This window comes from Sporosarcina sp. HYO08 (assembly GCF_001563475.1).
In the GTDB taxonomy this organism is placed as follows: domain Bacteria; phylum Bacillota; class Bacilli; order Bacillales_A; family Planococcaceae; genus Sporosarcina.
Map to the genome: position 1 here is coordinate 1 of NZ_LPUT01000027.1, position 24,502 is coordinate 24,502.

Annotated in this window: 23 protein-coding genes and 1 rRNA gene; 14 read left to right on the plus strand and 10 right to left on the minus strand. The window is 40.7% G+C overall.

The genetic code is table 11. The annotated features are described in order from the left end of the window. The 8 genes from AU377_RS09290 to dnaA form a co-directional block, all read right to left on the minus strand. A 16S ribosomal RNA gene (locus AU377_RS09290) occupies window positions 1-76 on the minus strand; the annotation flags it as partial. Between the two features lie 441 nt (window positions 77-517). Then, window positions 518-1,405 carry an HD-GYP domain-containing protein gene (locus tag AU377_RS09295; RefSeq protein WP_067407277.1) on the minus strand — a complete coding sequence of 296 codons (888 nt, stop codon included), beginning with the start codon at window positions 1,403-1,405 and terminating at the stop codon, window positions 518-520. A gap of 138 nt (window positions 1,406-1,543) precedes the next feature. Next, window positions 1,544-4,060 (minus strand): DNA gyrase subunit A, encoded by a 2,517-nt coding sequence (gyrA, locus tag AU377_RS09300; protein ID WP_067407278.1) that lies wholly within the window; start codon window positions 4,058-4,060, stop codon window positions 1,544-1,546. 30 nt (window positions 4,061-4,090) lie between these two features. Further along, window positions 4,091-6,013, minus strand: a complete 1,923-nt coding sequence (gyrB, locus tag AU377_RS09305; RefSeq protein ID WP_067407279.1) for a DNA topoisomerase (ATP-hydrolyzing) subunit B — start codon at window positions 6,011-6,013, stop codon at window positions 4,091-4,093. Window positions 6,014-6,144: 131 nt separating this feature from the next. Beyond that, entirely contained in the window at window positions 6,145-7,266 is a 1,122-nt protein-coding gene (gene recF / locus AU377_RS09310; RefSeq protein ID WP_067407280.1) for a DNA replication/repair protein RecF, read from the minus strand. Next, a complete protein-coding gene (yaaA, locus tag AU377_RS09315; RefSeq protein ID WP_067407285.1) occupies window positions 7,256-7,495 on the minus strand; it encodes a S4 domain-containing protein YaaA in 240 nt (79 codons plus the stop codon). The genes recF and yaaA overlap by 11 nt, the downstream gene beginning before the upstream one ends. Before the next feature lie 102 nt (window positions 7,496-7,597). Beyond that, complete coding sequence (gene dnaN, locus AU377_RS09320) at window positions 7,598-8,734, minus strand: DNA polymerase III subunit beta (protein ID WP_067407287.1); 1,137 nt, start codon at window positions 8,732-8,734, stop codon at window positions 7,598-7,600. Window positions 8,735-8,903: 169 nt separating this feature from the next. Then, window positions 8,904-10,256 (minus strand): chromosomal replication initiator protein DnaA, encoded by a 1,353-nt coding sequence (gene dnaA, locus AU377_RS09325; RefSeq protein ID WP_067407288.1) that lies wholly within the window; start codon window positions 10,254-10,256, stop codon window positions 8,904-8,906. A gap of 563 nt (window positions 10,257-10,819) precedes the next feature. Here dnaA and rpmH point away from each other — a divergent pair. From rpmH to AU377_RS09380, 11 genes are all read left to right on the plus strand, one after another. Continuing rightward, window positions 10,820-10,954, plus strand: coding sequence for a 50S ribosomal protein L34 (rpmH, locus tag AU377_RS09330; RefSeq protein WP_067407290.1), 135 nt, complete (start codon window positions 10,820-10,822; stop codon window positions 10,952-10,954). Between the two features lie 84 nt (window positions 10,955-11,038). Continuing rightward, window positions 11,039-11,404: a ribonuclease P protein component gene (rnpA, locus tag AU377_RS09335; RefSeq protein ID WP_067407292.1), complete on the plus strand. Its 366-nt coding sequence runs from the start codon at window positions 11,039-11,041 to the stop codon at window positions 11,402-11,404. Between the two features lie 52 nt (window positions 11,405-11,456). Further along, window positions 11,457-12,263, plus strand: coding sequence for a membrane protein insertase YidC (gene yidC / locus AU377_RS09340; protein ID WP_067407294.1), 807 nt, complete (start codon window positions 11,457-11,459; stop codon window positions 12,261-12,263). Next, window positions 12,260-13,051 carry an RNA-binding cell elongation regulator Jag/EloR gene (gene jag / locus AU377_RS09345; protein WP_067407295.1) on the plus strand — a complete coding sequence of 264 codons (792 nt, stop codon included), beginning with the start codon at window positions 12,260-12,262 and terminating at the stop codon, window positions 13,049-13,051. Before yidC ends, jag begins: the two co-directional genes overlap by 4 nt. A 131-nt stretch (window positions 13,052-13,182) precedes the next feature. Beyond that, window positions 13,183-14,568, plus strand: coding sequence for a tRNA uridine-5-carboxymethylaminomethyl(34) synthesis GTPase MnmE (gene mnmE, locus AU377_RS09350; RefSeq protein ID WP_067407880.1), 1,386 nt, complete (start codon window positions 13,183-13,185; stop codon window positions 14,566-14,568). A gap of 73 nt (window positions 14,569-14,641) precedes the next feature. Continuing rightward, complete coding sequence (mnmG, locus tag AU377_RS09355; protein ID WP_067407296.1) at window positions 14,642-16,531, plus strand: tRNA uridine-5-carboxymethylaminomethyl(34) synthesis enzyme MnmG; 1,890 nt, start codon at window positions 14,642-14,644, stop codon at window positions 16,529-16,531. Between the two features lie 256 nt (window positions 16,532-16,787). Next, a complete protein-coding gene (rsmG, locus tag AU377_RS09360; protein ID WP_067407299.1) occupies window positions 16,788-17,501 on the plus strand; it encodes a 16S rRNA (guanine(527)-N(7))-methyltransferase RsmG in 714 nt (237 codons plus the stop codon). Between the two features lie 93 nt (window positions 17,502-17,594). Then, the gene (gene noc, locus AU377_RS09365) at window positions 17,595-18,461 is read left to right on the plus strand and encodes a nucleoid occlusion protein (RefSeq protein WP_067407301.1); all 867 of its coding nucleotides are present in this window, start codon (window positions 17,595-17,597) and stop codon (window positions 18,459-18,461) included. Between the two features lie 103 nt (window positions 18,462-18,564). Then, window positions 18,565-19,326 (plus strand): ParA family protein, encoded by a 762-nt coding sequence (locus AU377_RS09370; RefSeq protein ID WP_067407302.1) that lies wholly within the window; start codon window positions 18,565-18,567, stop codon window positions 19,324-19,326. Continuing rightward, window positions 19,319-20,158 (plus strand): ParB/RepB/Spo0J family partition protein, encoded by an 840-nt coding sequence (locus AU377_RS09375; RefSeq protein ID WP_067407303.1) that lies wholly within the window; start codon window positions 19,319-19,321, stop codon window positions 20,156-20,158. The genes AU377_RS09370 and AU377_RS09375 overlap by 8 nt, the downstream gene beginning before the upstream one ends. Window positions 20,159-20,238: 80 nt before the next feature. Then, window positions 20,239-20,943 (plus strand): DUF554 domain-containing protein, encoded by a 705-nt coding sequence (locus tag AU377_RS09380; RefSeq protein ID WP_067407305.1) that lies wholly within the window; start codon window positions 20,239-20,241, stop codon window positions 20,941-20,943. On the opposite strand, the gene yyaC is transcribed toward AU377_RS09380, so the two are convergent. Further along, a complete protein-coding gene (gene yyaC, locus AU377_RS15320) occupies window positions 20,854-21,495 on the minus strand; it encodes a spore protease YyaC (RefSeq protein ID WP_082731994.1) in 642 nt (213 codons plus the stop codon). The genes AU377_RS09380 and yyaC overlap by 90 nt on opposite strands. A 351-nt stretch (window positions 21,496-21,846) precedes the next feature. On the opposite strand from yyaC, the gene AU377_RS09385 reads away from it, so the two are divergent. Together AU377_RS09385 and ychF are read left to right on the plus strand one after the other, a co-directional pair. Beyond that, window positions 21,847-22,044: a DUF951 domain-containing protein gene (locus AU377_RS09385; RefSeq protein WP_067407307.1), complete on the plus strand. Its 198-nt coding sequence runs from the start codon at window positions 21,847-21,849 to the stop codon at window positions 22,042-22,044. Between the two features lie 99 nt (window positions 22,045-22,143). After that, window positions 22,144-23,244, plus strand: coding sequence for a redox-regulated ATPase YchF (gene ychF / locus AU377_RS09390; RefSeq protein ID WP_067407312.1), 1,101 nt, complete (start codon window positions 22,144-22,146; stop codon window positions 23,242-23,244). A 212-nt stretch (window positions 23,245-23,456) separates the two neighbouring features. Here the strand turns inward: ychF and AU377_RS09395 are convergent, their stop codons facing one another. Next, window positions 23,457-24,035 (minus strand): DUF3267 domain-containing protein, encoded by a 579-nt coding sequence (locus AU377_RS09395; protein ID WP_067407314.1) that lies wholly within the window; start codon window positions 24,033-24,035, stop codon window positions 23,457-23,459. Window positions 24,036-24,188: 153 nt separating this feature from the next. Between AU377_RS09395 and rpsF the strand changes: the two genes are divergently transcribed. After that, the gene (gene rpsF, locus AU377_RS09400) at window positions 24,189-24,476 is read left to right on the plus strand and encodes a 30S ribosomal protein S6 (protein ID WP_067407315.1); all 288 of its coding nucleotides are present in this window, start codon (window positions 24,189-24,191) and stop codon (window positions 24,474-24,476) included. Window positions 24,477-24,502: the final 26 nt, after the last annotated feature.

Sequence of the window (24,502 nt, forward strand, 5' to 3'; positions counted from 1 at the left end):
CATCTGTCCGCTCGACTTGCATGTATTAGGCACGCCGCCAGCGTTCGTCCTGAGCCAGGATCAAACTCTCCATAATAGAAGAAATTGATTTGCTCAATTCTTGCTGACTTTGAATCCGAAGATTCTTGTTTTGTTTACTTCACCGACGAGGTCGGATCCGCAAACTTATTTGTTAACGTTTTGCTGTTCAGTTTTCAAGGTTCATATCTTCGCCGCGTCTCCCGCGACAACTCTTACAACATATCACTTCAGCACCCAACTTGTCAACAACTTTTTCGAAGTTATTTTTCAAAGTGTTTTTCTTGCTCTTAAAGCGACTGCTTTATTTTAGCACTTTTCGACAAGTTGTGTCAACAACTTTTTTTAAGGTCTTTTTTCTCTCATTCGTTGCATGTCTCAAACGCAACGTTTACTACTATACCAACATCCCGTCTATAATGCAATCCTTTTCTATGTTTTTTTACTTTATGATTCGAACCATACTAAAAAGCTACCATGATCAGCTTTATTGTTACTGTCATCTTTTTAATAACAATTGCTCTAATACTTGTATTATTTGCAGTTCTAATTTTCCTGCTTCCTCATCTTTCATCATGGCAAGTGCCTGAATTGGATCTAATTGATCTCGATAGATTCGATAAGATGTCATTGCATGGAATACGTCAGCAACAGCAATAATTTGTGCAGCAATCGAAATGTCATTCATTTTTTCACTTCGCGGATAACCACTGCCATCTAATCTTTCGTGGTGCTGGAGAATAGCAAGCTTCATTTCTGTACGTAAAAAAGGGGAGTCCTTAATCATTTGAAAACTATAGATGGAATGTTTTTTTATTTCCTGGAATGCTTCTTTTGTTAATAGTGCTTCCTTTTCCATAATTTCAGGATTAATTTTTGCCATGCCGCAATCCGATAACAGTCCAGCCAATCCAATTTGCATCATTTCTCCCTTTGAATGTCCAAGCTGCATGCTAATACGGGATGCAATTAAACAGACTGCAAGGGGGTGACTATACAGATATGATTGCGACTTCGTCAGTTGAAGAAGGTGAAGCAATGATATTTTTTCGGACAAGAAGGTCTCTATTAAAGGAATGACCGAGGCCCTTAGTTTAATCATATCTGGAGATATTCCCAATCTCCAACGGTCAAAGTCTTGCTGTATTGTTAAAATGGCTTCATTGAATTTTATATCGAAAGAATCGTTTATTTTAATTAATTTGTCTTTTTCGTTAATACCGTTAATAGGTTCTACCTTGACTTGTTGTATACCAAACGCGAGTAACACTTTTATATGTTGCGTACTTAAAACTGTTTTTTTACGCATAATGGTGTACTGTGTATTTGCAAATATATCCTCCATTAACAGATCCCCCAATTGTAACTCATCGACTTTTACATACATGTCTGCCAAAACTCCTCACCCTTTCCACTCTTAGGTATTTTCTACCAGTACCCATTATAGGTGAAAAGATAAACAAAAAAAAGCCGCAACTTTACATAGTATCTGTAAAGTTGCGGCTTCCACTTGATCTATTACTTTTTATTGTTCATTTCCTTCTACATCTGAAGTGGAATCATTATTTTGCTCGGCATGTTCCTCATCTTCATACTCTTCTTCATACTCTTCTTCATCTTTTTCTACTTTCGCGACCGTTGCGACAAGTTCATCATCCCCAAGACGAATGAGTCGAACTCCTTGTGTGCTTCTGCCAATGACGGAAATGTCCTCAATGGCCATTCGAATTAAAATACCATGGATGGTGATCAACATCAGATCTTCTGTACCGTTGACAGTTTTCATCGCAACTAGACGACCGTTTCGTTCCGTAATATGCAATGTTTTCAATCCATATCCGCCGCGCGTTTGAATACGGTATTCTTCTTCTGACGTACGTTTACCAAAACCATTTTCGGTAACAACTAGGATTTCATCGCCATCATGAACGATATCCATACCAACTGCTTCATCGCCTTCACGGAGACGAATTCCAATTACTCCACCAGCGATTCGGCTCATGGCACGGACATCTTGTTCATTAAATTTAATAAGCATGCCGTCTTTGGTACCGATTGCAATGTTTTGATCACCGCTAGTCATTTTAACACCAATGAGCTCATCATCGCCTCTAAGCGTCAATGCGATGAGTCCGTTTGATCGGATGTTAGCAAAGTCGCTGACCGATGTACGTTTCACGATTCCATTTCTTGTTGCGAAGAATAGATATTTATCTTCTTCAAACTCTTCCACTGGAATCATAGCGGTCACATGTTCATCCTTATCAACATCTAACAAGTTAACGATTGGCAAACCTTTTGCAGTCCGGCTAAATTCTGGAACTTGGTAACCTTTTTTCCTAAACACACGGCCTCTGCTCGTAAAGAACAAGATCGTATCGTGTGTTGAAGTGTTTAACAAATGCTCGACAAAGTCGTCTTCATTTGTACCCATTCCTTGAATACCCCGGCCGCCTCGACGCTGGCTTCGATACGTGCTCGCTGGAAGTCGTTTAATATAGCCGTTATGCGTCAACGTCAATACGGAATTTTCCACTGGAATTAAGTCTTCATCCTCCAGCATTTCCGCGCCACCTGCAGTAATTTCAGTTCTTCGATCGTCTGAGAAACGATCTTTCAATTCCAACAGTTCTTCTCGAATAATTTGAACGAGTTTTTCTTCATCTGCAAGAATGGCGCGCAACTCGGCAATTAACTGCTGAAGCTGTTGGTATTCTTCTTCGATTTTGTCGCGTTCAAGTCCCGTCAACCGCTGGAGACGCATATCAAGAATGGCCTGCGCTTGGCGCTCGGACAAGTTGAATTGTTCGATTAAACCTGCTTTCGCTTCGTCAGTTGTCTTGGAAGCTCGGATGAGGCTAATGATTTCGTCAATATGATCAAGCGCAATTCGAAGACCTTCTAAAATATGAGCGCGGTCTTCTGCTTTTCGCAATTCATATTGCGTTCGTCTGCGGATGACGACTTTTTGATGCTCCAAATAATGATATAAAATTTCCTTCAGTGCAAGAACTTTCGGCTGGCCGTCAACAAGTGCAAGCATGTTAATACCGAAACTAGATTGCAATGCGGTTTGTTTATAAAGATTGTTTAATAGCACGTTCGCATTTGCATCACGGCGCACTTCAATGACGATCCGCATGCCCGTACGATCCGATTCATCGGCTAAATGCGTAATGCCGTCAATTTTCTTATCCCGGACAAGCTCCGCAATTTTCTCAATCAATTTGGCTTTATTCACCTGATAAGGCAATTCTGAAACGATAATCGTTTCGCGGCCATTCGATTGTTGTTCAATTTCAACTTTCCCTCGAATGATAACCGATCCGCGTCCCGTTTCGTATGCTCTTCGGATCCCACTTCGGCCTAGAATAATACCGCCTGTTGGAAAATCAGGGCCTGGTAGTATTTCCATTAGCTCTTCAGTCGTAATTGCAGAATTATCAGCGACTGCAAGAACAGCGTCAATCGTTTCACCTAGATGATGCGGCGGTATGTTTGTCGCCATCCCTACCGCAATTCCAGACGTTCCGTTTACAAGCAAGTTTGGATAACGGCTTGGAAGAACGATCGGTTCTCTTTCTTGTCCGTCATAATTATCTTGATAATCAATCGTATCTTTATTGATATCTCTTAATAATTCCATTGCAATACGCGACATGCGGGACTCTGTATATCGCATCGCCGCTGCTGCATCTCCGTCGACAGATCCAAAATTTCCGTGCCCGTCAACTAGCATATAACGATAGTTGAAGTCTTGTGCCATCCGTACCATCGTGTCATAAACGGCACTGTCGCCGTGAGGGTGATATTTACCGATGACGTCCCCGACAATACGGGCGGACTTTTTATGCGGTTTATCTGCAGTATTTCCAAGATCTTGCATCGCGTATAATATACGGCGATGCACCGGTTTTAATCCATCCCGGACGTCTGGAAGTGCACGGGAAACGATGACGCTCATTGCATAGTCTAAAAATGAGGTCTTCATTTCCTTACTAATATTAATTTCTTGGACGCCGCGTTTTGGCATATCTGCCATGTTTTCAGACTCCTTTCAGCTCCATAAACATCAAGTATCTAAGTTTTTCACATACATTGCATTATCTTCAATAAATCTTCTTCTCGGTTCGACCTCGTCACCCATTAAATGTTCAAAGACCTCGTCCGCTTCAAACGCATCATCCAAATGAACTTGAAGAAGTGTCCGCTGCTCGGGATCCATCGTCGTATCCCATAGCTGCTCTGCATCCATTTCCCCAAGACCTTTGTAGCGGGTAATTACCGGTTTTGGCGTAGCTGGAAGACGCTCCATAATTTCTTGCAACTCATCTTCTGTGTAACAATATTCTTCTGATTTCCCTTGTTTTACACGGTATAACGGCGGCTGTGCAATATATACATACCCCGCCTCTATAAGCGGTCGCATAAAGCGGAAGAAGAATGTCAGCAGTAAAGTCCGAATATGAGCACCGTCAACGTCAGCATCCGTCATAATAACAATTTTATGATAACGCGCTTTTTCTAGGTCGAATTCTTCCCCGATTCCTGTTCCAAGCGCCGTAATCATGGCACGAATTTCCGCATTGCCCAAAATACGATCTAGGCGTGCTTTTTCAACGTTTAGGATTTTCCCCCGAAGCGGCAAGATTGCTTGAAAATGGCGGTCACGACCACTCTTCGCCGAACCGCCTGCGGAATCCCCTTCCACGATATACAATTCGCTAATTTTCGGATCACGCGATGAACAATCTGCTAGTTTACCCGGCAAGCTCGAAACTTCCAGTGCAGATTTGCGGCGTGTAAATTCCCGTGCATTTTTAGCAGCAATTCGAGCACGTGCCGCCATTAAGCTTTTATCAATTACTACCCGTGCTGTTGTCGGGTTTTCCAGTAAAAACCGTTGGAAACCTTCTGAAAATAATTGATTCGTAATCGTACTGACTTCAGAGTTTCCTAATTTTGTTTTCGTTTGACCCTCGAATTGTGGATCGGGATGCTTGACCGAAATAATAGCAGTTAATCCTTCTCGAACGTCATCGCCCGTCAAATTTGGATCCGCTTCTTTGAGCATTCCATTTCTGCGTGCGTAATCATTAATGACACGCGTTAATGCTGTTTTGAAGCCAGATTCATGTGTTCCACCTTCATAAGTATTGATATTATTGGCAAAAGAGAATAAATTTTCCGCATAGCCACCGTTGTATTGCATCGCAATTTCAATCGATATGCCATCTTTTTCACCTTCAATGAAAATAGGTTCCTCATGAATGGGTTCTTTATTTTTATTTAAATGTTCGACATAAGATTTAATGCCGCCCTCATAATAAAATGTCTCTGTACGAACTTCTTCCCCGCGCTCATCTGTAATCGAAATGCGCAGACCGCGGTTTAAGTAAGCAAGCTCGCGTAAACGATGCGCTAAAATGTCATATTCATAAACGGTTGTTTCCTGGAAAATTTCCGGATCTGCTTTAAAACGGATACTTGTTCCTGTTTCATCAGCATCTCCAATAATCGTCAACTCTTTTTCGACATTACCGCGCGCAAATTCAATACGATGAACTTTTCCGTCTAGTTTTACGGTCACTTCAGTAGTGACTGACAATGCATTCACGACAGATGCACCGACACCATGCAAACCGCCCGATACTTTATAACCTCCGCCGCCAAACTTTCCGCCCGCGTGAAGAACAGTCATAATAACCTCTACGGCAGGTCTTCCCGTTGCTTCTTGAATGCCGACTGGAATACCGCGTCCATTGTCATCGACTCGGATCCAGTCACCTTTTTCAATGGTCACTTCAATGTGATCACAATGTCCGGCAAGTGCTTCGTCAATACTATTGTCGACAATTTCCCATACAAGATGGTGCAACCCTCTAGAACTTGTCGTCCCGATATACATACCTGGACGTTTGCGGACAGCTTCAAGTCCTTCAAGAACTTGAATTTGACTCGCATCATAGGCTGTCTGCAGATCTTTCTCTTCCATTGCCAAACTGTTCACCTTTCCTTTCTAATTTCAAAAGCACAGGCGGTCTGCTTAACCGCCATTGTTGAATATGCAAGCTGCTAATGTAGGTGCTATTCACCCTATGCGCAATATAGAAAAACGTAAATGATTCAATTTTTTGTTTGTGTCACTTGTCCCGCCACTACCTCGAATAATTCTGCTTGTCGAATGGTCTCGTGGTCAATGCCCGCCACATTGGTTGTTGTGACAAATGTTTGAACTTGCCCTTGAATCGTATTTAAAAGATGTGATTGTCGATAATCATCAAGTTCTGACAATACATCATCCAAGAGCAGTACTGGCGGTTCACCAACTTCCTGCTTCACAAGCTCAATTTCTGCAAGTTTTAAGGACAATGCTGTCGTTCGCTGTTGACCCTGTGAACCATACGTTTGAATATCATAATCATTAACGAAAAAATGTAAGTCATCTCTATGAGGACCAACAAGTGTTACACCACGTTCTAGTTCCCGGCGTCTATTTTCATGTAGTTTTTGACCGACAATGGACTCCATTTGTTCAACAGTCTGCCCCGAATCCAACTCTTTTAAAGTTCCATAAGATACTTTAAGTGACTCAAGTCCACGGGAAATTCCATGATGGATCGGTTCTGCCCATTTTTGCAACAATTCCATAAAGTAAAAGCGTTTGCGAATAATTTGGACAGCTACTTGAATATACTGTTCTGTATAAATGTCAAACATCACATCTTGAAAATCCAATTTGCCCCTGTTTTCTTTTAAAATCGCATTGCGTTGCTTTAAAATTTTTTGGAATGTTAATAGATCGTGAAGATATACTGGAGAAATTTGACCAATCTCCATATCCAGAAATCGCCTTCTAATTTGCGGACTTCCTTTGACTAGATTTAAATCTTCAGGAGCAAACATGACGACGTTGAATTGGCCAACGAAAAGGCTTAAGCGATTTTGTTCAAGATGATTAACACGCGCTTTCTTGCCTTTTTTAGAAATCGATAGTTCGATTGGCAACAATCCATATTTCCGTTGGATGTCCCCTTCTATTTTACCATAATCCTCGTTCCAACGTATTAATTCCCGATCATTGGATGTTCGATGCGACTTCGCCATCGAAAGCACATAGATCGCTTCCATGACATTTGTTTTTCCTTGTGCATTTTCGCCAATGAGCACATTAATCTGAGGAGAAAAAGACATGTTTAAAGACGCGTAATTACGGTAATTGGTTAGTTCAAGTCTTTCAATATGCATCCGATTGTCCATTAAATGTTGAAATAATTTTAAACCGACCTGCTTGTGGAATCGTAATGAGATCACCGTCACGCAGCTTTTTTCCACGGCGCTGTTCTGCTTCGCCGTTTACGTAGACTGTATGCTCTTCTAAAAACCATTTCGCCATGCCGCCTGAACCAATGACATTCGTCATTTTTAACAATTGACCAAGCGTGACGAATTCTGTGTCGATTTTTAATTCTTTCATTGTTTTCAGTCCTTCATCAGTATTATCTATCCCTTTATCTTACCGAATATTTGAGTAGAAGTAAAAAGGATAGCCAAATAGTTGACTACCCTCCCCAGTTTTTTAATACGTGCGTACCGGTAAAATGAGCTGCAAAATTGAATCATCTTCGAGTGACTTTAAAATAAATGGCCTCATAGCACCTGTAAATTGAATCAAAATATCTTGTCCTTCAATGGCTTTAAGCGCATCCATCATATATTTCGCACTAAAGGAAATGTTCAATTCGTCTCCTGTCATATCGATCGCTTCCACCAATTCTTCAACTTGTCCGACTTCAGGTGAATTGGACGAGATTTCAATCATTTTGGCTTGATCAACAGAAAATCGAACAATATTGTTTCTTTCTTCACGTGCAAGTAATGATGCACGATCAATCGCTTGCAGGAAATGTTGGCTATTTACCGTTACTGTTGTTTTATATTCAGTTGGAATTAAGCGGGATGTGTCCGGATAGTTCCCTTCTAGTAACCGAGAGTAAAATAATACGTTGCGCGTTTTAAACAAAACTTGTTGCTCGGCAATAAGTATATCTACAGGATCATTATTGTCAGGCAAAATTTTGTTTAATTCTTGCAGGCTTTTTCCTGGGATAACGACACTAAAAGGAATCGTTGGCATTTCTTCAGATACTGTTAGTTTTCTTGCCAGACGGTGGCTATCTGTTGCTACACAAGTGAGTTGTTCCTCTTTACCTTCCCAATGAACGCCCGTTAAAATAGGTCTCGTTTCTTGTTGAGAGACGGCGAAAACAGTTTCCCGAATGACTGATTTCATAAGGTCAGCAGGAAGTGAAAAACGATTTTCATCTTTCATATTGGGCAGCACTGGATAGTCTTCTGCATCTGATCCGATCAAATGGAAGTCTGATTTACCAGAACGAATATGGGTTTGTAAACCATCAGACACTTCAATCGTTACCTTGTTAGTAGGTAATTTACGTATAATCTCACTAAAGTATTTTGCTTGCAGTACAATATTTCCTTTTTCAACAACATTTATAACTTGTTCTCCATCTATTTCGACAGGTATATGCGTGCAAATTGTAATATCCGAATCACTGCCCGTCATTGTCATTCCTTTTTCATTCACTTCAATTTTAATTCCCGTCAAAATTGGTATCGAGACTTTTTGACTAATTGCTTTCATAACATCGCTAAGCCCATCCAGCAATTTATCTCTCATAATTTCAAATTTCATCATATACCCTCGCTTATATAATATTAATGTTTATTAAAACAGTAGTAATAGTAGTAGGCGCTGTGGAAATGTGGATAACCCAGAAAAACTTATGTCTCGACACAATTTCCACATGTGTATAACTTGTTGGCGAGTGCGCAGACGTTATACACAGTTTTCCACAATTCTATTATCCCCTTCCAAGTACAGATCGAATCTCTTGAATATCTTGCTGTAACGATTGATCATCCTTAAGCATTTTTGAAATTTTTTCATGTGCATGGATCACAGTTGAATGATCACGTCCGCCAAATTCCGAACCAATTTTTGGCAATGAAAAATCCGTCAATTCTCGTGATAAATACATCGCGACTTGACGTGGAAAAGCAATGGATCGGGTTCGTTTTTTTGCAGCAAAATCTTCTAACTTAATATTAAAGTGTTCACCGACAGATTTTTGAATGTCGAGAATAGTAACTGTACGCGGCCTTGCATTCGGAATAATATCTTTCAACGCCTCTGCGGCCAAATCCGTAGTAATGTCCATATTGACGAGCGAGGAATAAGCTACAACGCGAATTAGTGCTCCTTCTAGCTCTCGAATATTGGAGTCAATTTGGTTAGCAATGTATAGCATCACTTCATTTGGGACATCAATAAGCCCATCTGCCTTTGCTTTTTTACGCAAAATCGCAATTCTTGTTTCCAAGTCTGGAGGGGCAATGTCCGTAATGAGCCCCCACTCGAATCTTGATCTTAAGCGATCTTCTAAAGTTGGGATTTCTTTTGGCGGCCGATCACTAGATATGACAATCTGTTTAATCTCTTCATGAAGCGTGTTAAATGTATGGAAAAATTCTTCTTGTGTTTGTTCTTTTCCAGCGAGGAACTGAATATCGTCAATTAGAAGCACGTCTACATTTCGATAGCGGTTGCGGAATTCAACTGCTTTATTGTCACGGATTGAATTGATGAATTCATTCGTAAATTTTTCAGATGAAAGATAAACGACTTTGGCAGATGGGTTTTGTTCCAATACATAATGTCCAATTGCATGCATTAAATGTGTTTTTCCAAGCCCAACGCCCCCGTAAATAAATAACGGATTGTAAGCTTGCGCAGGTGCTTCCGCAACAGCAAGTGAAGCTGCATGGGCAAAACGATTCCCAGATCCGATGACAAACGTTTCAAATGTGTATTTAGGATTTAACATTGCCGGTGTACTGTTCGATTGAACAGTTTCAGTAGGTTTAACAGTTGGTTTTGGAAGACGGAAATCATTTTCTTCTTCCATATCATTAGGAACAACGAACTGGATGATTCGGTCTTCGCCTGTCAGTTCGGATAATATGCCCGTGATTAAATGCACGTAGTGAGTTTCAAGCCAGTCTTTTGAGAATGAGTTCGGTACGGCGATTGTTGCTTCTTCATCGCCATATGAGAGGAGTTTTGTCGATTTTAGCCAAGTTTCAAAGCTTGGCCGAGAAATTTTCTCTTCTGCTTTTGACAAGACACCATTCCATAATTCTTCGAGGTGTTCCAATTACGTGCCTCCTTTACAGAAATCTAAATAGCAGGAAGCTATGATTATACACAGTTTCCCGTTGTGTGGATAAGTATTATCCTTATATTGTTGAAAAAATTATCCACAACATATCAACAATTGTGGATAACGTTAAACGCATGAAATTGTATTCACAGAAAAACCTAATTCATTGTAACAGGTATTGGTATTGAATTCAAGGACTTTTGTCGACTTATCCACAGAGCTGGCAAGTGTGGAAAAAACCATTATCCACAGGCTTGTATATGTGAAAATCATGTCGACAACTGCTGTGAATAATTTTTTTGTCGAAAAGTTATATGCACATGATGTTTTTAAGAAATGCGCTTAATTTGTGGATAACTAATTGCTGGATTTACCTTACCGAAATGGACGGGGATGGACTATTGAAATAAGAAAATGCATTGGATCATTGATAGTTAAATGAAGAAGGCTAGGTAAGCACGATAAAAAAAGGTTGACTTTTATCTTAAGATACCGCTATACTATTCAAGACTGTCATGTAAAAACACTAGACAATCGCATCGGGAGGTGTCTTATAGATGAAACGTACATTCCAACCAAATAAACGTAAACGTAGTAAAGTTCACGGTTTCCGTGCACGAATGAGCACAAAAAGCGGACGCAGAATTCTTGCAGCTCGTCGACGCAAAGGAAGAAAAGTGCTTTCAGCATAAGGCCACTGTACCCCAGTGGTCTTTTTTTTTGGTAAAATATTAAGCGAAGACTTATAAAACGCAAGAAGTAGGTGCTAAAAAGCAGTGAATAAACAGCAGCGAATTAAAAAAAATGAGGAATTCCAAGAAATATTTAAAAAGGGAAAGTCATTCGCAAATCGGCAATTCGTTGTGTATATTTACCGAAAAGAACAACAAGAAAAGTTTCGGATCGGCCTTTCGGTTGGAAAGAAAATAGGGAATGCCGTCACACGCAATCGCATCAAACGGTATGTAAGACAATCTTTCTTGGAAATGAAAGACGAATTGCGAAATGATATGGACTATATTATTATTGCCAGACATCAGGCGGCCACATTAAACTTCCACGAAACGAAAAAAAGTATGCAACACGTATTACGGATTGCACGTGTACTCAAGAAGAATGTAGAAGGAAATAAGCAGAAGTGATAAACTGAAGCTATCATGTTAAATAGAAGAAGATACGATGTGGGGGATCATTTTGAAGAAAAAAATCGCGTTATTATCCCTGCTGACGGTTCTAACCGTATTTCTTGCGGGGTGTACGGAATTTAGGGATCCGATTTATGCCGACAGCAAAGGTTTTTGGAATGAATTTATCGTCTGGCCTTTAGTGTCGATGATTACAACATTTAAAGATTTACTGGGTACATACGGACTTGGAATTGTTGCGGTAACGATCATTATCCGACTTGTATTACTTCCTTTAATGATCAAACAAGCACAAAGCTCGAAAAAGATGCAGGGGCTGCAGCCTGAGTTGAAAGCATTAAAAGAAAAATATAAATCGAAAGACGCGGTGACGCAGCAAAAGTACCGTGAAGAAATGCAAAAAATGATGGCAGAAAAGAAAATTAATCCTGCCGCAGGTTGTTTGCCAATTTTGATTCAAATGCCGATTTTAATCGGTTTCTATCATGCGATTAACCGGATGAATGCAACGCCAGAGATCAATCTAGGCAACTTTTTCTGGTTTGAACTAGGCGTACCGAGCATTTCACTCGCGATTTTGGCAGGATTGATGCAATTTGCAGTGCTTCGTACAGGACCTGCAATGGATAATCCGCAAATGAAAACAATGATGTATATTATGCCGTTTATGATTATGATTTTTGGTACATTCTTACCAGCGGCACTTGCGTTATATTGGGTCATCGGAAACATCATTTCAATGATCCAAAACATCTTTATTTACAAACCATTTAATAAAAAAGAAGTGGAACCTGTAAAAGCCTCTTCAAAATCACCTTCAAAGGCATCTGTAAAAGCAGGAGGGAAAAAGAAATGAAAAGGATCACGAGAAGGGGAGCCACTGTAGAAGTGGCAATCTCATCAGCATTAGCAACACTTGGCGTGACACGCGATGAAGTAGAAGTCGAAATAATCGAAGAAGGTCGAAAAGGGTTTCTCGGTTTTGGCGCAAAAGAGGCTGAAGTGACGGTAACCGTCATTCGAGAAGAACCTTCCGTCCTTGAACAAATTGCACCTGCAGAAGAAATACAAGCACAGACGGTTGAAGTACCAGCAGAAACAGAAGAAGAATCTAAACAGAAAACAGAAGAAAAAGTTGAAGAGAATGAACAACAAGTGGAACCAAAAGAGGCAAGAGCCCAATTATCTGATGAAGCGGCGATTGCTGAAACAGAGCAATATTTAAAAGACGTTGCTAAACAAATGGGAATCTTAGACTTGAACGTGTCGCATGAAATCGAAGGGAAATATGTGATGTTTCAGTTAGATAGCTCCAAAGCAGCGTTTCTGATTGGAAAACGAGGACAAACGTTAAATGCAATTCAGCAATTAGCGCAGCTCATTGCCAATAAATCTGCAGAGCAATTCAAAGTTGTACGTGTTAATGTAGGTGATTATCGTGAACGCCGCGAGCAATCTTTGGAACAGCTGGCGGAGCGAATGGCTGATCGGGCATCAAGAACAGGAGAGCGCGTTCAACTTGAACCGATGCCATCGCATGAAAGAAAAATCATTCATAACGCTTTATCGAATCGAATGGATATTGAAACGTATTCTGAAGGAACCGATCCGCATCGATATCTTGTTATAGAAGCCATTAAATAATGATCAATCCCGCAATTGCTAAATATGCATTGCGGGATTTTTTGGTGTTTGGTATTATTCATTTTTTTGCAGCTTCCATCAACTTGGAAACTTATCCACATGTGAGTAACGAAGCCAGGAAGGTGAGTAACGTGCATTTTGATACAATAGCTGCCATTTCAACTCCGATGGGAGAGGGCGCGATCGCCATTGTCCGGCTGAGTGGAGACGAAGCTATCCAAATAGCCGATCGTGTTTTCAGTTCGCCGTCGGGTAAAAAATTACTAGAAGCACCGTCACATACGATCCATTACGGTCATTTAATAGAACCTTCAACAGCAGAAGTAGTTGAAGAAGTCATGGTTTCGATCATGAAAGCACCGAAAACATTTACGCGGGAAGACGTCGTAGAAATTAATTGTCATGGCGGTGTTGTTTCAGTTAAACGAGTCCTTGAACTTGTGCTTAAACAAGGAGCCCGTCTTGCCGAGCCGGGAGAATTTACGAAACGTGCATTTTTAAATGGTCGGGTAGATTTATCGCAGGCGGAAGCCGTTATGGATTTAATCCGTGCAAAAACGGACCGTGCCATGAACGTCGCACTGAATCAGATGGAAGGAAGACTTTCCAGGCTGATCGGTGAATTGAGACAAGCGCTGCTTGAAACATTGGCGCAAGTTGAAGTAAATATTGATTATCCTGAGTACGATGACGTAGAAGAGATGACGATTCCTTTAATGATTGAAAAATGTACGTGGGTGAAAAGTGAGATTGAAAAATTGCTTCGTACATCTTCACAAGGAAAGATTTTACGTGAAGGCCTTTCAACAGTCATTATTGGCAGACCAAACGTAGGGAAGTCTTCTTTATTGAATAGTCTCGTACAGGAAAATAAAGCAATTGTAACCGACATTGCTGGGACAACCCGTGATATTATAGAAGAATACGTCAATGTTCGCGGTGTACCACTTCGTCTAGTTGATACAGCGGGTATTCGGGAGACGGAAGACATTGTTGAACGAATTGGCGTAGAACGGTCAAGACAAGTTCTGAAAGAGGCGGATTTAATTTTACTTGTCCTTAATAACTCCGAACCATTGACGCAGGAAGATGAGCGGCTTTTTGAAGCCATCAGCGGAATGGATACCATTGTGGTGATCAACAAAACTGATTTGCCGCAAAAAATTGATCTCCAAAAGGTGAAGGAACTTGCTGGAGATGGAAAAGTCGTAACAACATCTTTATTGCAAGATGAAGGGATCGATGAATTAGAAGAAGCGATCGCTGAATTGTTTTTTGAGGGAACAATTGAATCCGGCGACTTAACATATGTATCAAACGCAAGACATATTGCGTTGCTTGATAAAGCAAAAGAGACCATTACGGATGCGCTCCGTGCTGCAGAAATGGGCGTACCAGTTGATATGATTCAAATAGACGTAACACGGACATGGGAAATTCTTGGGGAAATTATTGGAGATACAGTCCAGGAAAGCCTAATTAACCAGCTTTTTTCACAATTTTGCTTGGGGAAATAAGCAGGAGGGCAGGACCGTACAAATTGTCTTTTTGCCTTGTGAATACTCTCAAAATAGGAAGGATGAAACGAACATGCCAAAATATGAAGCAGGCACGTTCGACGTAATTGTCATTGGTGCCGGGCATGCCGGCTCAGAGGCGGCACTTGCTGCTGCCAAAATGGGTGCATCGACGCTCGTTTTAACGATGAATCTCGATATGATTGCTTTCATGCCATGTAATCCGTCACTAGGTGGTCCTGCTAAAGGAATCATCGTGCGTGAAATTGACGCGTTGGGCGGTGCGATGGGGAAAGTAATCGACAAAACACATATCCAAATGCGGATGTTGAATACAGGGAAAGGACCCGCAGTTCGTGCTTTGCGCGCGCAAGCGGACAAAGTCCTTTACCAATCGGAAATGAAACGTCTTCTAGAAGAACAAGAAAATTTAACGTTGCATCAAGGCGTCGTTGAAGAAATGATTATTGAAGACGATGAAGTAAAGGGTGTTATTACACAAGTTGGCGCAATTTACCGTGCGAAAACGGTTATTATTACGACAGGTACCTTTTTACGCGGAGAAATTATTATCGGCGATTTGAAATATTCAAGCGGTCCGAATAACCAAATGCCAGCAATTGGGTTAGCGGATCATATTCGTGAATTAGGCTTTGACATGGTCCGTTTTAAAACGGGGACACCACCGCGTGTGAACAGTAAAACGATTGACTATAGCCAAATGGAAATTCAGCCGGGTGATGATGTGCCGCGTGCATTTAGTTTTGAAACGACGGAATTCATCATGGATCAATTGCCGTGCTGGTTAACGTACACAACGCCGACAACACATCAAATTATTAATGATAACCTACACATGTCTCCGATGTATTCGGGCATGATTAAAGGAAAAGGGCCAAGTTACTGTCCTTCCATAGAAGACAAAATCGTTCGTTTTGCGGATAAGGCCCGTCACCAAGTATTTTTAGAGCCAGAAGGACGCAATACGAAAGAGATGTATATTCAAGGATTGTCCACGAGTTTGCCAGAGCACATTCAACGCAAACTAATTGAAAGTGTACCGGGTCTTGAAAAAGCTGAAATGATGCGTGCGGGGTATGCGATTGAATACGATTCAATCATGCCAACACAGTTATGGCCGACATTAGAGACGAAAAAAATCCGTAATTTATATACAGCTGGTCAGTTAAACGGTACATCTGGGTATGAAGAAGCGGCGGCCCAAGGAATTATGGCCGGGATTAACGCAGCTTCACGCGTACTAGGTCAACCAGAGCGTGTACTTGGCCGTTCAGATGCGTATATCGGCGTCTTAATTGACGATCTTGTGACAAAAGGAACGGCTGAGCCGTATCGGATGCTTACATCTCGTGCAGAATACCGACTACTGCTTCGTCATGATAATGCAGATCTTCGTTTGACAGAAATCGGACATGACATCGGTTTAATTAGCAGAGAGCGTTATGAAGCATTCCTTGTGAAAAAACAACAAATCGAAGAAGAAATCGAACGTTTACGTAACTTATCAATTAAACCTGAACCATTTGTGCAAGAGATTATTGCAGAATCAAATGGTGCATCACTTCGCGAACCGTTAAAAGCGGCAGACCTTCTAAAACGTCCAGAAATGAAGTATAGTCAAATTGAACGGATTGTTCCGCTAGAAACGGAATTATCGGATGAAGTGAAAGAGCAAGTTGAAATTTTTATTAAATATGAGGGATATATTGAGAAATCGATGCAACAAGTCGAGAAACTCAAGAAAATGGAAAACAAAAAAATCCCTGAGAATATTGATTATCATGCGATTGCTGGAATTGCAAAGGAAGCGAAAGCCATGTTGAACGAAGTAAGACCTTTGTCCATCGCACAAGCATCTCGAATATCCGGCGTCAATCCGGCTGATATTTCAATTCTTCTTGTTTATATTGAGCAAGGAAGAATTGCAAAAATATCCGGTTAACTTGAATTAGCGGAAGCCCGCTAATTCAAGTTAGGCCTCTGGCGGATGTCATGGATTTTGAAAGGATTTAAGGAAGACAGTCTAAGTGCGCGGTGTCCTGTCGCAACGACTGCATGACCTACATCCTGTATAGGTCCCCATTCAAAATCCAGACGCAATTACGCCGAGGCGTAATTGATCGTATAGACTGATGCGGAGTTTTTTCCGCATCATTTTTTTTAATAATACTTACATAACCGACGAGGAGGGATCGCCTTTGAACGAAGAACAGTTTATTCACGCACTGAAGGAAAAAGGAATTGAATTGAACGAAAAACAAATCGCTCAATTTAAGCGGTACTTTGAATGTTTAGTAGAGTGGAATGAAAAAATGAATTTGACGGCCATTACAGATGCACCGTCTGTGTACTTGAAACACTTCTATGACTCTATTTCCGCTGCTTTTTTCGTCAATCTGAAAGGTGAAAAGAAAATTTGTGACGTAGGGGCGGGTGCTGGTTTTCCGAGCCTACCTTTAAAAATTTGCTTTCCAGAGCTTCAAGTGACAATCGTTGATTCATTAAACAAACGAATTGGTTTCTTAGAACATTTGGCGGGTGAACTTCAATTGGAGAAGGTAGAGTTCGTCCATGCACGTGCCGAAGATTTTGGACAAAATTCCGCGTATCGAGAACAGTTTGATCTTGTTATCGCGCGTGCGGTTGCACGTTTAACAGTGTTGTCGGAGCTTTGTGTTCCACTTGTCAAACAAGGAGGACTTTTCGTTGCCATGAAGGGTGCTGCGGCAGAAGAAGAACTCGTCGATGCCAAAAAGGCACTGTCTATTTTAGGCGCATCAGTTAATGAAAAATATGCATTTACATTGCCAATTGAAAATAGTGAGCGAAATATTTTCATTTTGAATAAAGACAAAAAAACTCCGAAAAAATATCCGCGTAAACCAGGTGTACCGAACAAATCACCTTTGTGATTGTTGTTTCACGTGGAACAAGAAAAGGAAAATCTAATTATCATAAAGAAATAGTAAAATAGGGAGTAGTCTTGTAAAGGTGGTGTCGGGGGAATGAAAAGTCCTTTTTCACGGTTTTTTGGCGGAGGAGAGAAGGAAGCAAAACTACCGTTAGAAAACGAAGGAAGTCAACATGAAAAGGTCGAACAAGTGAAAATTGACTCAATAAAACCGAATAAATATCAGCCGCGTACAATTTTTTCTGAAGAAAAGATTGAAGAGTTGGCACGCACAATTCATACACACGGGGTTATTCAGCCAATTGTTATTCGAAAATCCGAAGAAGATCAATACGAAATCATCGCAGGTGAACGAAGATACCGTGCCATGAAAAAACTTGGATGGACAGAAGTTCCCGCGATTATTCGAAATCTGGATGATCGTGAAACTGCTTCGATTGCATTAATTGAAAACTTACAGCGGGAAGAATTGACTGCAATTGAAGAGGCATTTGCCTATGAAAAATTACTGGAACTCCATGCGATCACACAAGAGGCGCTGGCCCAAAGACTGGGAAAAGGACAGTCAACCATTGCCAACAAATTACGATTGTTGAAACTCCCAGAAAATGTTCAACAAGCTATTTTACAAAAAGTAATTTCGGAGCGGCATGCAAGGGCACTTATTCCATTGAAGGATCCAGAACTTCAAAATGTAGCGCTTCAAGAAGTAATCGATCATCAATATAATGTTAAGCAGCTTGAGGAGCGTATCCAACAATTATTGAAGCCTGAAAATGAACCAAAAGAAACCAAAAAACCAAAACAAAGAAAGTCTGTGAGTAAGGATGTTCGGATTGCCATGAATACAATTCGCCAATCGCTCGCACTCGTAACAAAAAGTGGCATAGACGTCAAAACAGAAGAAGAAGAATCCGAGGATTTTTACATGATTACCGTAAAAATACCAAAGAAAAAGTAATGCCATACTCTTGCTCGCTGTAGCAGGAGTTTTTTTACTATTGATGATAGAAATTTGTTAGTATAGAGTTATATTATTAGAGCACAGGAAAGCAGGTGCAAGCTTGGGTAGAACACTAGCGATTGCCAACCAAAAAGGGGGCGTCGGAAAAACAACAACATCCGTTAATCTAAGTGCTTGCCTTGCCCATATAGGCAAAAAGGTCCTTTTGATCGATACTGATCCTCAGGGGAATTCAACGAGTGGGGTAGGGATTAACAAAGGCGATGTCCAACATTGTATTTATGATGTTTTAATCGACGATGTTGATATTCAAAGCGTCATACTTAAAACAGAATTAGACAATTTGGATGTCATTCCAGCTACGATCTCCTTGGCAGGCGCAGAAATTGAACTTGTTTCAACGATTTCTAGGGAAGTACGGATGAAACATGCCATACAAGAAATAAGAGATAACTATGATTATATCGTTATCGATTGCCCTCCTTCACTTGGACTTTTGACAATCAATGCATTAACGGCGGCAGATTCGATTGTCATTCCAGTGCAATGCGAATACTATGCGCTAGAAGGGTTGAGTCAATTGTTGAGCACAATACGTCTTGTGCAAAAGCATTTAAACGAGGATTTGATGATCGATGGTGTGTTATTAACAATGTTTGACGCAAGAACTAATCTAGGAATTCAAGTAATAGAGGAAGTAAAAAAGTATTTTCAAGAAAAAGTGTACAGAACGATCATTCCACGAAATGTACGATTAAGTGAAGCACCGAGTCATGGACAGCCGATTATTACGTATGACCCAAGATCTCGCGGTGCGGAAGTATATTTAGAGTTGGCAAAGGAAGTGGTGCACAATGGGTAAAGGACTTGGAAAAGGTTTGAATGCTTTATTTCGGGATGAGTCTGTGAAAAAGGCTGAAACAGTTGAAAAAATTCATGTAAAAAGTATTAAGGCAAATCCTTACCAACCTAGAAAAAACTTCGATGAAAATGCGATCCAAGAGCTATGTGACTCTATTAAAGAACACGGAATACTACAACCAATTATTTTGCGTAAAACAGGTACAAGCTATGAAATTGTCGTTGGTGAAAGAAGATTTCGTGCGGCAAAAATGGCAGGATTAAAAGTAATACCCGCCGTTGTTCGATCTCTAACAGACCAAGAATCGATGGAACTAGCAATCCTTGAAAATTTGCAGCGAGAAGATTTAACACCTATTGAAGAAGCGGAAGCTTACCAGAAGCTAATAGATAACTTAAGTTTAACACAAGAACAACTTGCCATTCGTCTGGGGAAAAGCAGACCCCATATTGCCAATCATATTCGATTGCTAACGTTGCCTGATCAAGTAAGGAAATACATTATGGAAAGCAAATTGTCGATGGGGCATGGACGTACATTGCTTGGACTTCGGAAAAAAGAACAAATTCCACTCGTCGCCGAGCGGACCATGAAAGAAGGGCTAAACGTTCGTCAGCTTGAACAGCTTGTTCAACGGATGAATGAAGATGTTCCACGTGAAACGAAGCCAGAAAAGAAAAAGGATTTGTTTCTCGCTGAACAGGAAACGAATTTACGTGATTATTTCGGAACGAATGTCACAATCAAAAAATCCAAAAACAAAGGGAAAATTGAAATTGAGTTTTTCTCCGAAGAAGATTTCGAACGTATTTTAGAGTTGTTAAACGATTAAGCAGATGCCTATTTTGCATGAAATGCAAAATAGGTATTATTTTTACATGCAGGTTTAATAGACGGGGTGGAAGTGATGGTATGGTATTGTTTGGCACGATTGTTAATGCGATCTTAATTGTCGTCGGGGCAATTATTGGAAGATTTTTGCACAATATTCCCGAGCGGATGAAAGAAACGGTCATGTACGGAATCGGACTTGCAGTTGCGGTGATTGGTATACAAATGACATTTGAAAGTACACAAATTTTGATCGTCATTATTAGTATTGTTTTAGGAGCGGTCATTGGCGAGTGGATGGATCTCGATCAAAAAATAAATAAGCTCGGTCATTGGATTGAAAGTAAAATGCCAACCAAAAAAGAAGGACCTGGTATTGCGCAAGGGTTTGTGACGGCTACGCTTATTTTTGTAGTAGGTTCAATGGCCATCATCGGTGCCATTGATAGCGGTCTTAGAAACGATCATGATGTTTTACTGTTAAAAGGTATTATTGACGGATTTACGTCCATTATTTTAAGTTCGACCATTGGCATTGGCGTGGCATTTGCCGCAGCACCAGTCTTCCTTTATCAAGGTGTGATTACGTTATTTGCCACGCAAATTAGCAAGTTTATCCCGGACGAATTACTAAGTTTTTTCATTTCAGAAATGACAGCTACGGGCGGACTAATGATCTTGGCGATTGGTCTTAATTTAATTGGATTGACGAAGATGCGTGTTGCGAATTTGATTCCAGGCATTGCTGTTGTCGGTGTCATTGTGACGATTATTTACATGTTTTGATTGATAACGGCTAAAGGCAAGTTGGAGGGAACGGGTTAAAATTCGGCTCATTTCGAAAGGAAGATGAAGGCGTGTACTTTGAAGTACTGCATGCTCCATGAATCCTGCGATATTGACAATCCCTTTTACAGAGATATCTCCTACGGGTGGTAGTTCTTTTCCAACTGCTTTACCTGGAAGAATGGGGCCCTTGTGAAAAAGAAGTTGTCCAACTGAATCACTTTTCCCCAAACAAGCATCAATCGCTACAATAAATGCAGCTGGATTTGACCTTTTTACTTCATCTAAACGTTGTTGTAAATTTAAAGCGTGCAATGGGTTTTCTAATGTACCGACAATAGGAAAAGGAAATAAGGGTGATTCAGATAGATGCGATCCTGTCAGCGGACCGAGCGCATCACCGGTTGAACGATCGGTACCAATACAAAGAAACATCAGTTCATGCGTACCAAAAGGAAGATGCTCTAGGAATAATGTACTCAGTTTCCAAACGGCACCTGTTTCTTTATAATGGATTCGATAGTCGTACGATGAGGAAAAAGTATTTCGCATAAAAAAACTCCGTTTCCTTTTTATAGTCCAGTCTACGCTTAGGTGCGGTGAATTATACGAGGGGAAGAAGATTGTGACGTCGACTGTAAATTAGGATATTAAAGAGATAAAAAAGATATTGAAGAAGTAGTGAAAAATCAGGTGAAAGCGTTATGAACTGTACATTCCAGGTGAAACTGAATGTATAATCAACGTCATGGGAAGTGTAGCTAGGGTTGGTGTAATTGGCTTGGCAGTGGGGTTCAATGCCTAAAGTCTTGTGAAGGATATCATTAGTGGTTTCTTCATTATTTACAGTTATGCAAGGGCTGAAAATGATGATATATTAACCAAAAAATGAGGTGTGAAGTAATGACGGAAAAAGTTTTTGGGTTAGATGATATTGTAGAAATGAAAAAACAACATCCATGTGGGACGAATGCATGGAAAATCATTCGAATGGGTGCGGACATCCGCATTAAATGTGAAGGTTGCGGACATAGTGTCATGCTGCCTCGCAATGAATTTGCAAAAAAGATGAAAAAAGTGCTTGTAAAAGCTGAAGAGTAAGAAGTGAAATAGACATTCGACCAAGTTGTTCTTATAATAAAAGAGTTGTCTTGTATGAAAAAATAGATCGACCATAGAAATTGAAAGGTTGTGGCATAGATGGCATTGACTGCCGGAATTGTTGGACTTCCAAACGTAGGGAAGTCAACATTATTTAATGCAATTACAAAGGCTGGAGCAGAAGCGGCAAACTATCCGTTCTGTACAATTGACCCGAACGTTGGGATCGTTGAAGTTCCAGACGAAAGGTTGAATAAATTAACGGAGCTCGTGACACCCAAAAAGACTGTTCCGACTGCATTTGAATTTACAGATATAGCAGGAATTGTAGAAGGCGCGAGTAAAGGGGAAGGCCTTGGTAATAAGTTTCTATCCCATATTCGCGAAGTCGATGCAATTTGCCAAGTTGTCCGCTGCTTTGCAGACGAAAACATTACGCATGTGGCCGGTAAAGTGAATCCAATTAATGATATCGAAGTGATCAATTTAGAATTGATTTTGGCAGATATGGAGAGCGTTGAAAAACGTTTAACACGTGTTTCAAAAATGGCGAAGCAAAAAGATAAAGAAGCAATGGCGGAGGAGCCAATTTTATTAAAGCTAAAAGAAGCTTTTGAAAATGAAATGCCGGCGCGCTCCGTTGAACTAACAGATGACGAATTTAACATTATTAAAGGCATGCATTTATTAACGATTAAGCCGATGCTTTATGTTGCCAATGTGGATGAAGATGAAATTGCAGACGTTTCAAATAACGAATATGTCCAAGCTGTTCGTGAGTTTGCAGAAAAAGACCGTGCACAAGTCATTGTTGTCTGTGCAAAAATCGAAGAAGAAATGGCCGAGCTGGACGACGAAGAGAAAGCAATGTTCTTGGAAGAGCTTGGCATCAAACAATCTGGTCTCGATCAATTGATCAAAGCTACGTATGACTTACTTGGCCTTGCTACATACTTTACGGCCGGTGTTCAAGAAGTTCGCGCATGGACATTCCGTCAAGGGATGAAAGCACCGCAATGTGCAGGAATCATTCATACGGATTTTGAGCGCGGATTCATCCGAGCGGAGACAGTTGCCTATGATGATCTTGTAGAAGCAGGGTCAATGACTGCCGCGAAAGAAGCAGGAAAAGTTCGTCTAGAAGGAAAAGAATATATTGTTAAAGACGGAGACGTTATGTTGTTCCGGTTTAACGTTTAATAGAAAACCTCCCGTATCGTTCGACTTTGAGCGATACGGGAGGTTTTTCCGTTTCAACATATAGGGTGCTAAGGCAATGGTGAAATTGGGTTGTCTGTAACAGTCGCCGGGTTCCCCTTAACCTGCGCTGAGTTCCCCTGAAAGTCCGCCGAGTTTCCCGTAATCCCAAAAGCTCCTAGTTGTTCCCACTAAACAACTTAAGAAAAACCATCTCACTGATCACCAGCACCCAAAGGAGGATTGGGATTCGTCTCAAAAACATATAAACGTGGAAGTTCCGGATCATCTTTCACGACCCAATCATCAGGTAATGCTTTTAGTTCCTTATACATTGCGAAATCTCCAGCAGCACCGCCAATTAAAAATGCAGCAAGGAGGATCAGAAGTCCATTGCCGATTGCAAGACCAATAATGGCGGGAATGATACCAGTCATCCAAAAAGGCAGCAGTAATGCTTTGCGCAGCCCTCGATTGGACATTAGTTGGTCAGTTGTTGCATAAGCAACCCCCATTTTCAAATTTACGCCTATAATCATACGTTTCCATGGGACCCCGCAAAAGATTCGAAAGCCAAGTAAGTGGAACAGCTCATGCAATACAATAAGCGCGATATAACCAACAATAAAAAGGAATATCGCACCAAATGAAATCGTGAAAGAAAGCTCATCATCAATAAGTCCTTTTAATGCCAGGAGAAGAATCAATGGAAATACAGTAAGTAGCAGGCTTTTTTTTGCTACTACTTTTAAATCTAGTTCAATGATTTTCGTGGGGTGTTTTAAATTGTCCATGAAAAAAATCACCTCTGTCTAGTAAGTATAACAGATATTAGTTTACAGCTTAAAACTGTTATGTTAGAATATATTGATGTGAGTAATAAAAGATTACTTACTCCTTGCCCGCTGTCATCAGCAGGGCCAAAGTCCATAAGGAGGTGACTACAGATGAGAAAGTACGAAATTATGTACATCATTCGCCCAACAGTTGAAGAAGAAGCGAAAAAAGCGTTGATCGAACGTTACGATGAGGTTCTTACTTCTAACGGAGCGGAAATCATCGAGTCGAAAGAGTGGGGCAAGCGCCGTCTTGCATACGAAATCGACGATTTGCGTGAAGGCTACTACCAGCTTGTAACAGTAAACGCTGGCGTTGAAGCAATCGATGAGTTTACACGTCTTGCGAACATCAACGAAGATATTCTTCGTCACATGGCTGTTCGTCTAGATGCTTAATCCATAGACAACATAATCGATGAGGG

Bases quoted from the DNA above. Each gene is read 5' to 3' on its own strand.
- gyrA (WP_067407278.1), bottom strand. From the start codon at position 4,060: ATGGCAGATATGCCAAAACGCGGCGTCCAAGAAATTAATATTAGTAAG.
- rpmH (WP_067407290.1), top strand. From the start codon at position 10,820: ATGAAACGTACATTCCAACCAAATAAACGTAAACGTAGTAAAGTTCAC.
- AU377_RS09295 (WP_067407277.1), bottom strand. From the start codon at position 1,405: ATGTATGTAAAAGTCGATGAGTTACAATTGGGGGATCTGTTAATGGAG.
- dnaN (WP_067407287.1), bottom strand. From the start codon at position 8,734: ATGAAATTTGAAATTATGAGAGATAAATTGCTGGATGGGCTTAGCGAT.
- AU377_RS09380 (WP_067407305.1), top strand. From the start codon at position 20,239: ATGGTATTGTTTGGCACGATTGTTAATGCGATCTTAATTGTCGTCGGG.
- gyrB (WP_067407279.1), bottom strand. From the start codon at position 6,013: ATGGAAGAGAAAGATCTGCAGACAGCCTATGATGCGAGTCAAATTCAA.
- noc (WP_067407301.1), top strand. From the start codon at position 17,595: ATGAAAAGTCCTTTTTCACGGTTTTTTGGCGGAGGAGAGAAGGAAGCA.
- AU377_RS09375 (WP_067407303.1), top strand. From the start codon at position 19,319: ATGGGTAAAGGACTTGGAAAAGGTTTGAATGCTTTATTTCGGGATGAG.
- jag (WP_067407295.1), top strand. From the start codon at position 12,260: ATGAAAAGGATCACGAGAAGGGGAGCCACTGTAGAAGTGGCAATCTCA.
- yaaA (WP_067407285.1), bottom strand. From the start codon at position 7,495: ATGAAAGAATTAAAAATCGACACAGAATTCGTCACGCTTGGTCAATTG.
- ychF (WP_067407312.1), top strand. From the start codon at position 22,144: ATGGCATTGACTGCCGGAATTGTTGGACTTCCAAACGTAGGGAAGTCA.
- AU377_RS09385 (WP_067407307.1), top strand. From the start codon at position 21,847: ATGACGGAAAAAGTTTTTGGGTTAGATGATATTGTAGAAATGAAAAAA.
- mnmG (WP_067407296.1), top strand. From the start codon at position 14,642: ATGCCAAAATATGAAGCAGGCACGTTCGACGTAATTGTCATTGGTGCC.
- AU377_RS09395 (WP_067407314.1), bottom strand. From the start codon at position 24,035: ATGGACAATTTAAAACACCCCACGAAAATCATTGAACTAGATTTAAAA.
- rpsF (WP_067407315.1), top strand. From the start codon at position 24,189: ATGAGAAAGTACGAAATTATGTACATCATTCGCCCAACAGTTGAAGAA.
- yyaC (WP_082731994.1), bottom strand. From the start codon at position 21,495: ATGCGAAATACTTTTTCCTCATCGTACGACTATCGAATCCATTATAAA.
- recF (WP_067407280.1), bottom strand. From the start codon at position 7,266: ATGCATATTGAAAGACTTGAACTAACCAATTACCGTAATTACGCGTCT.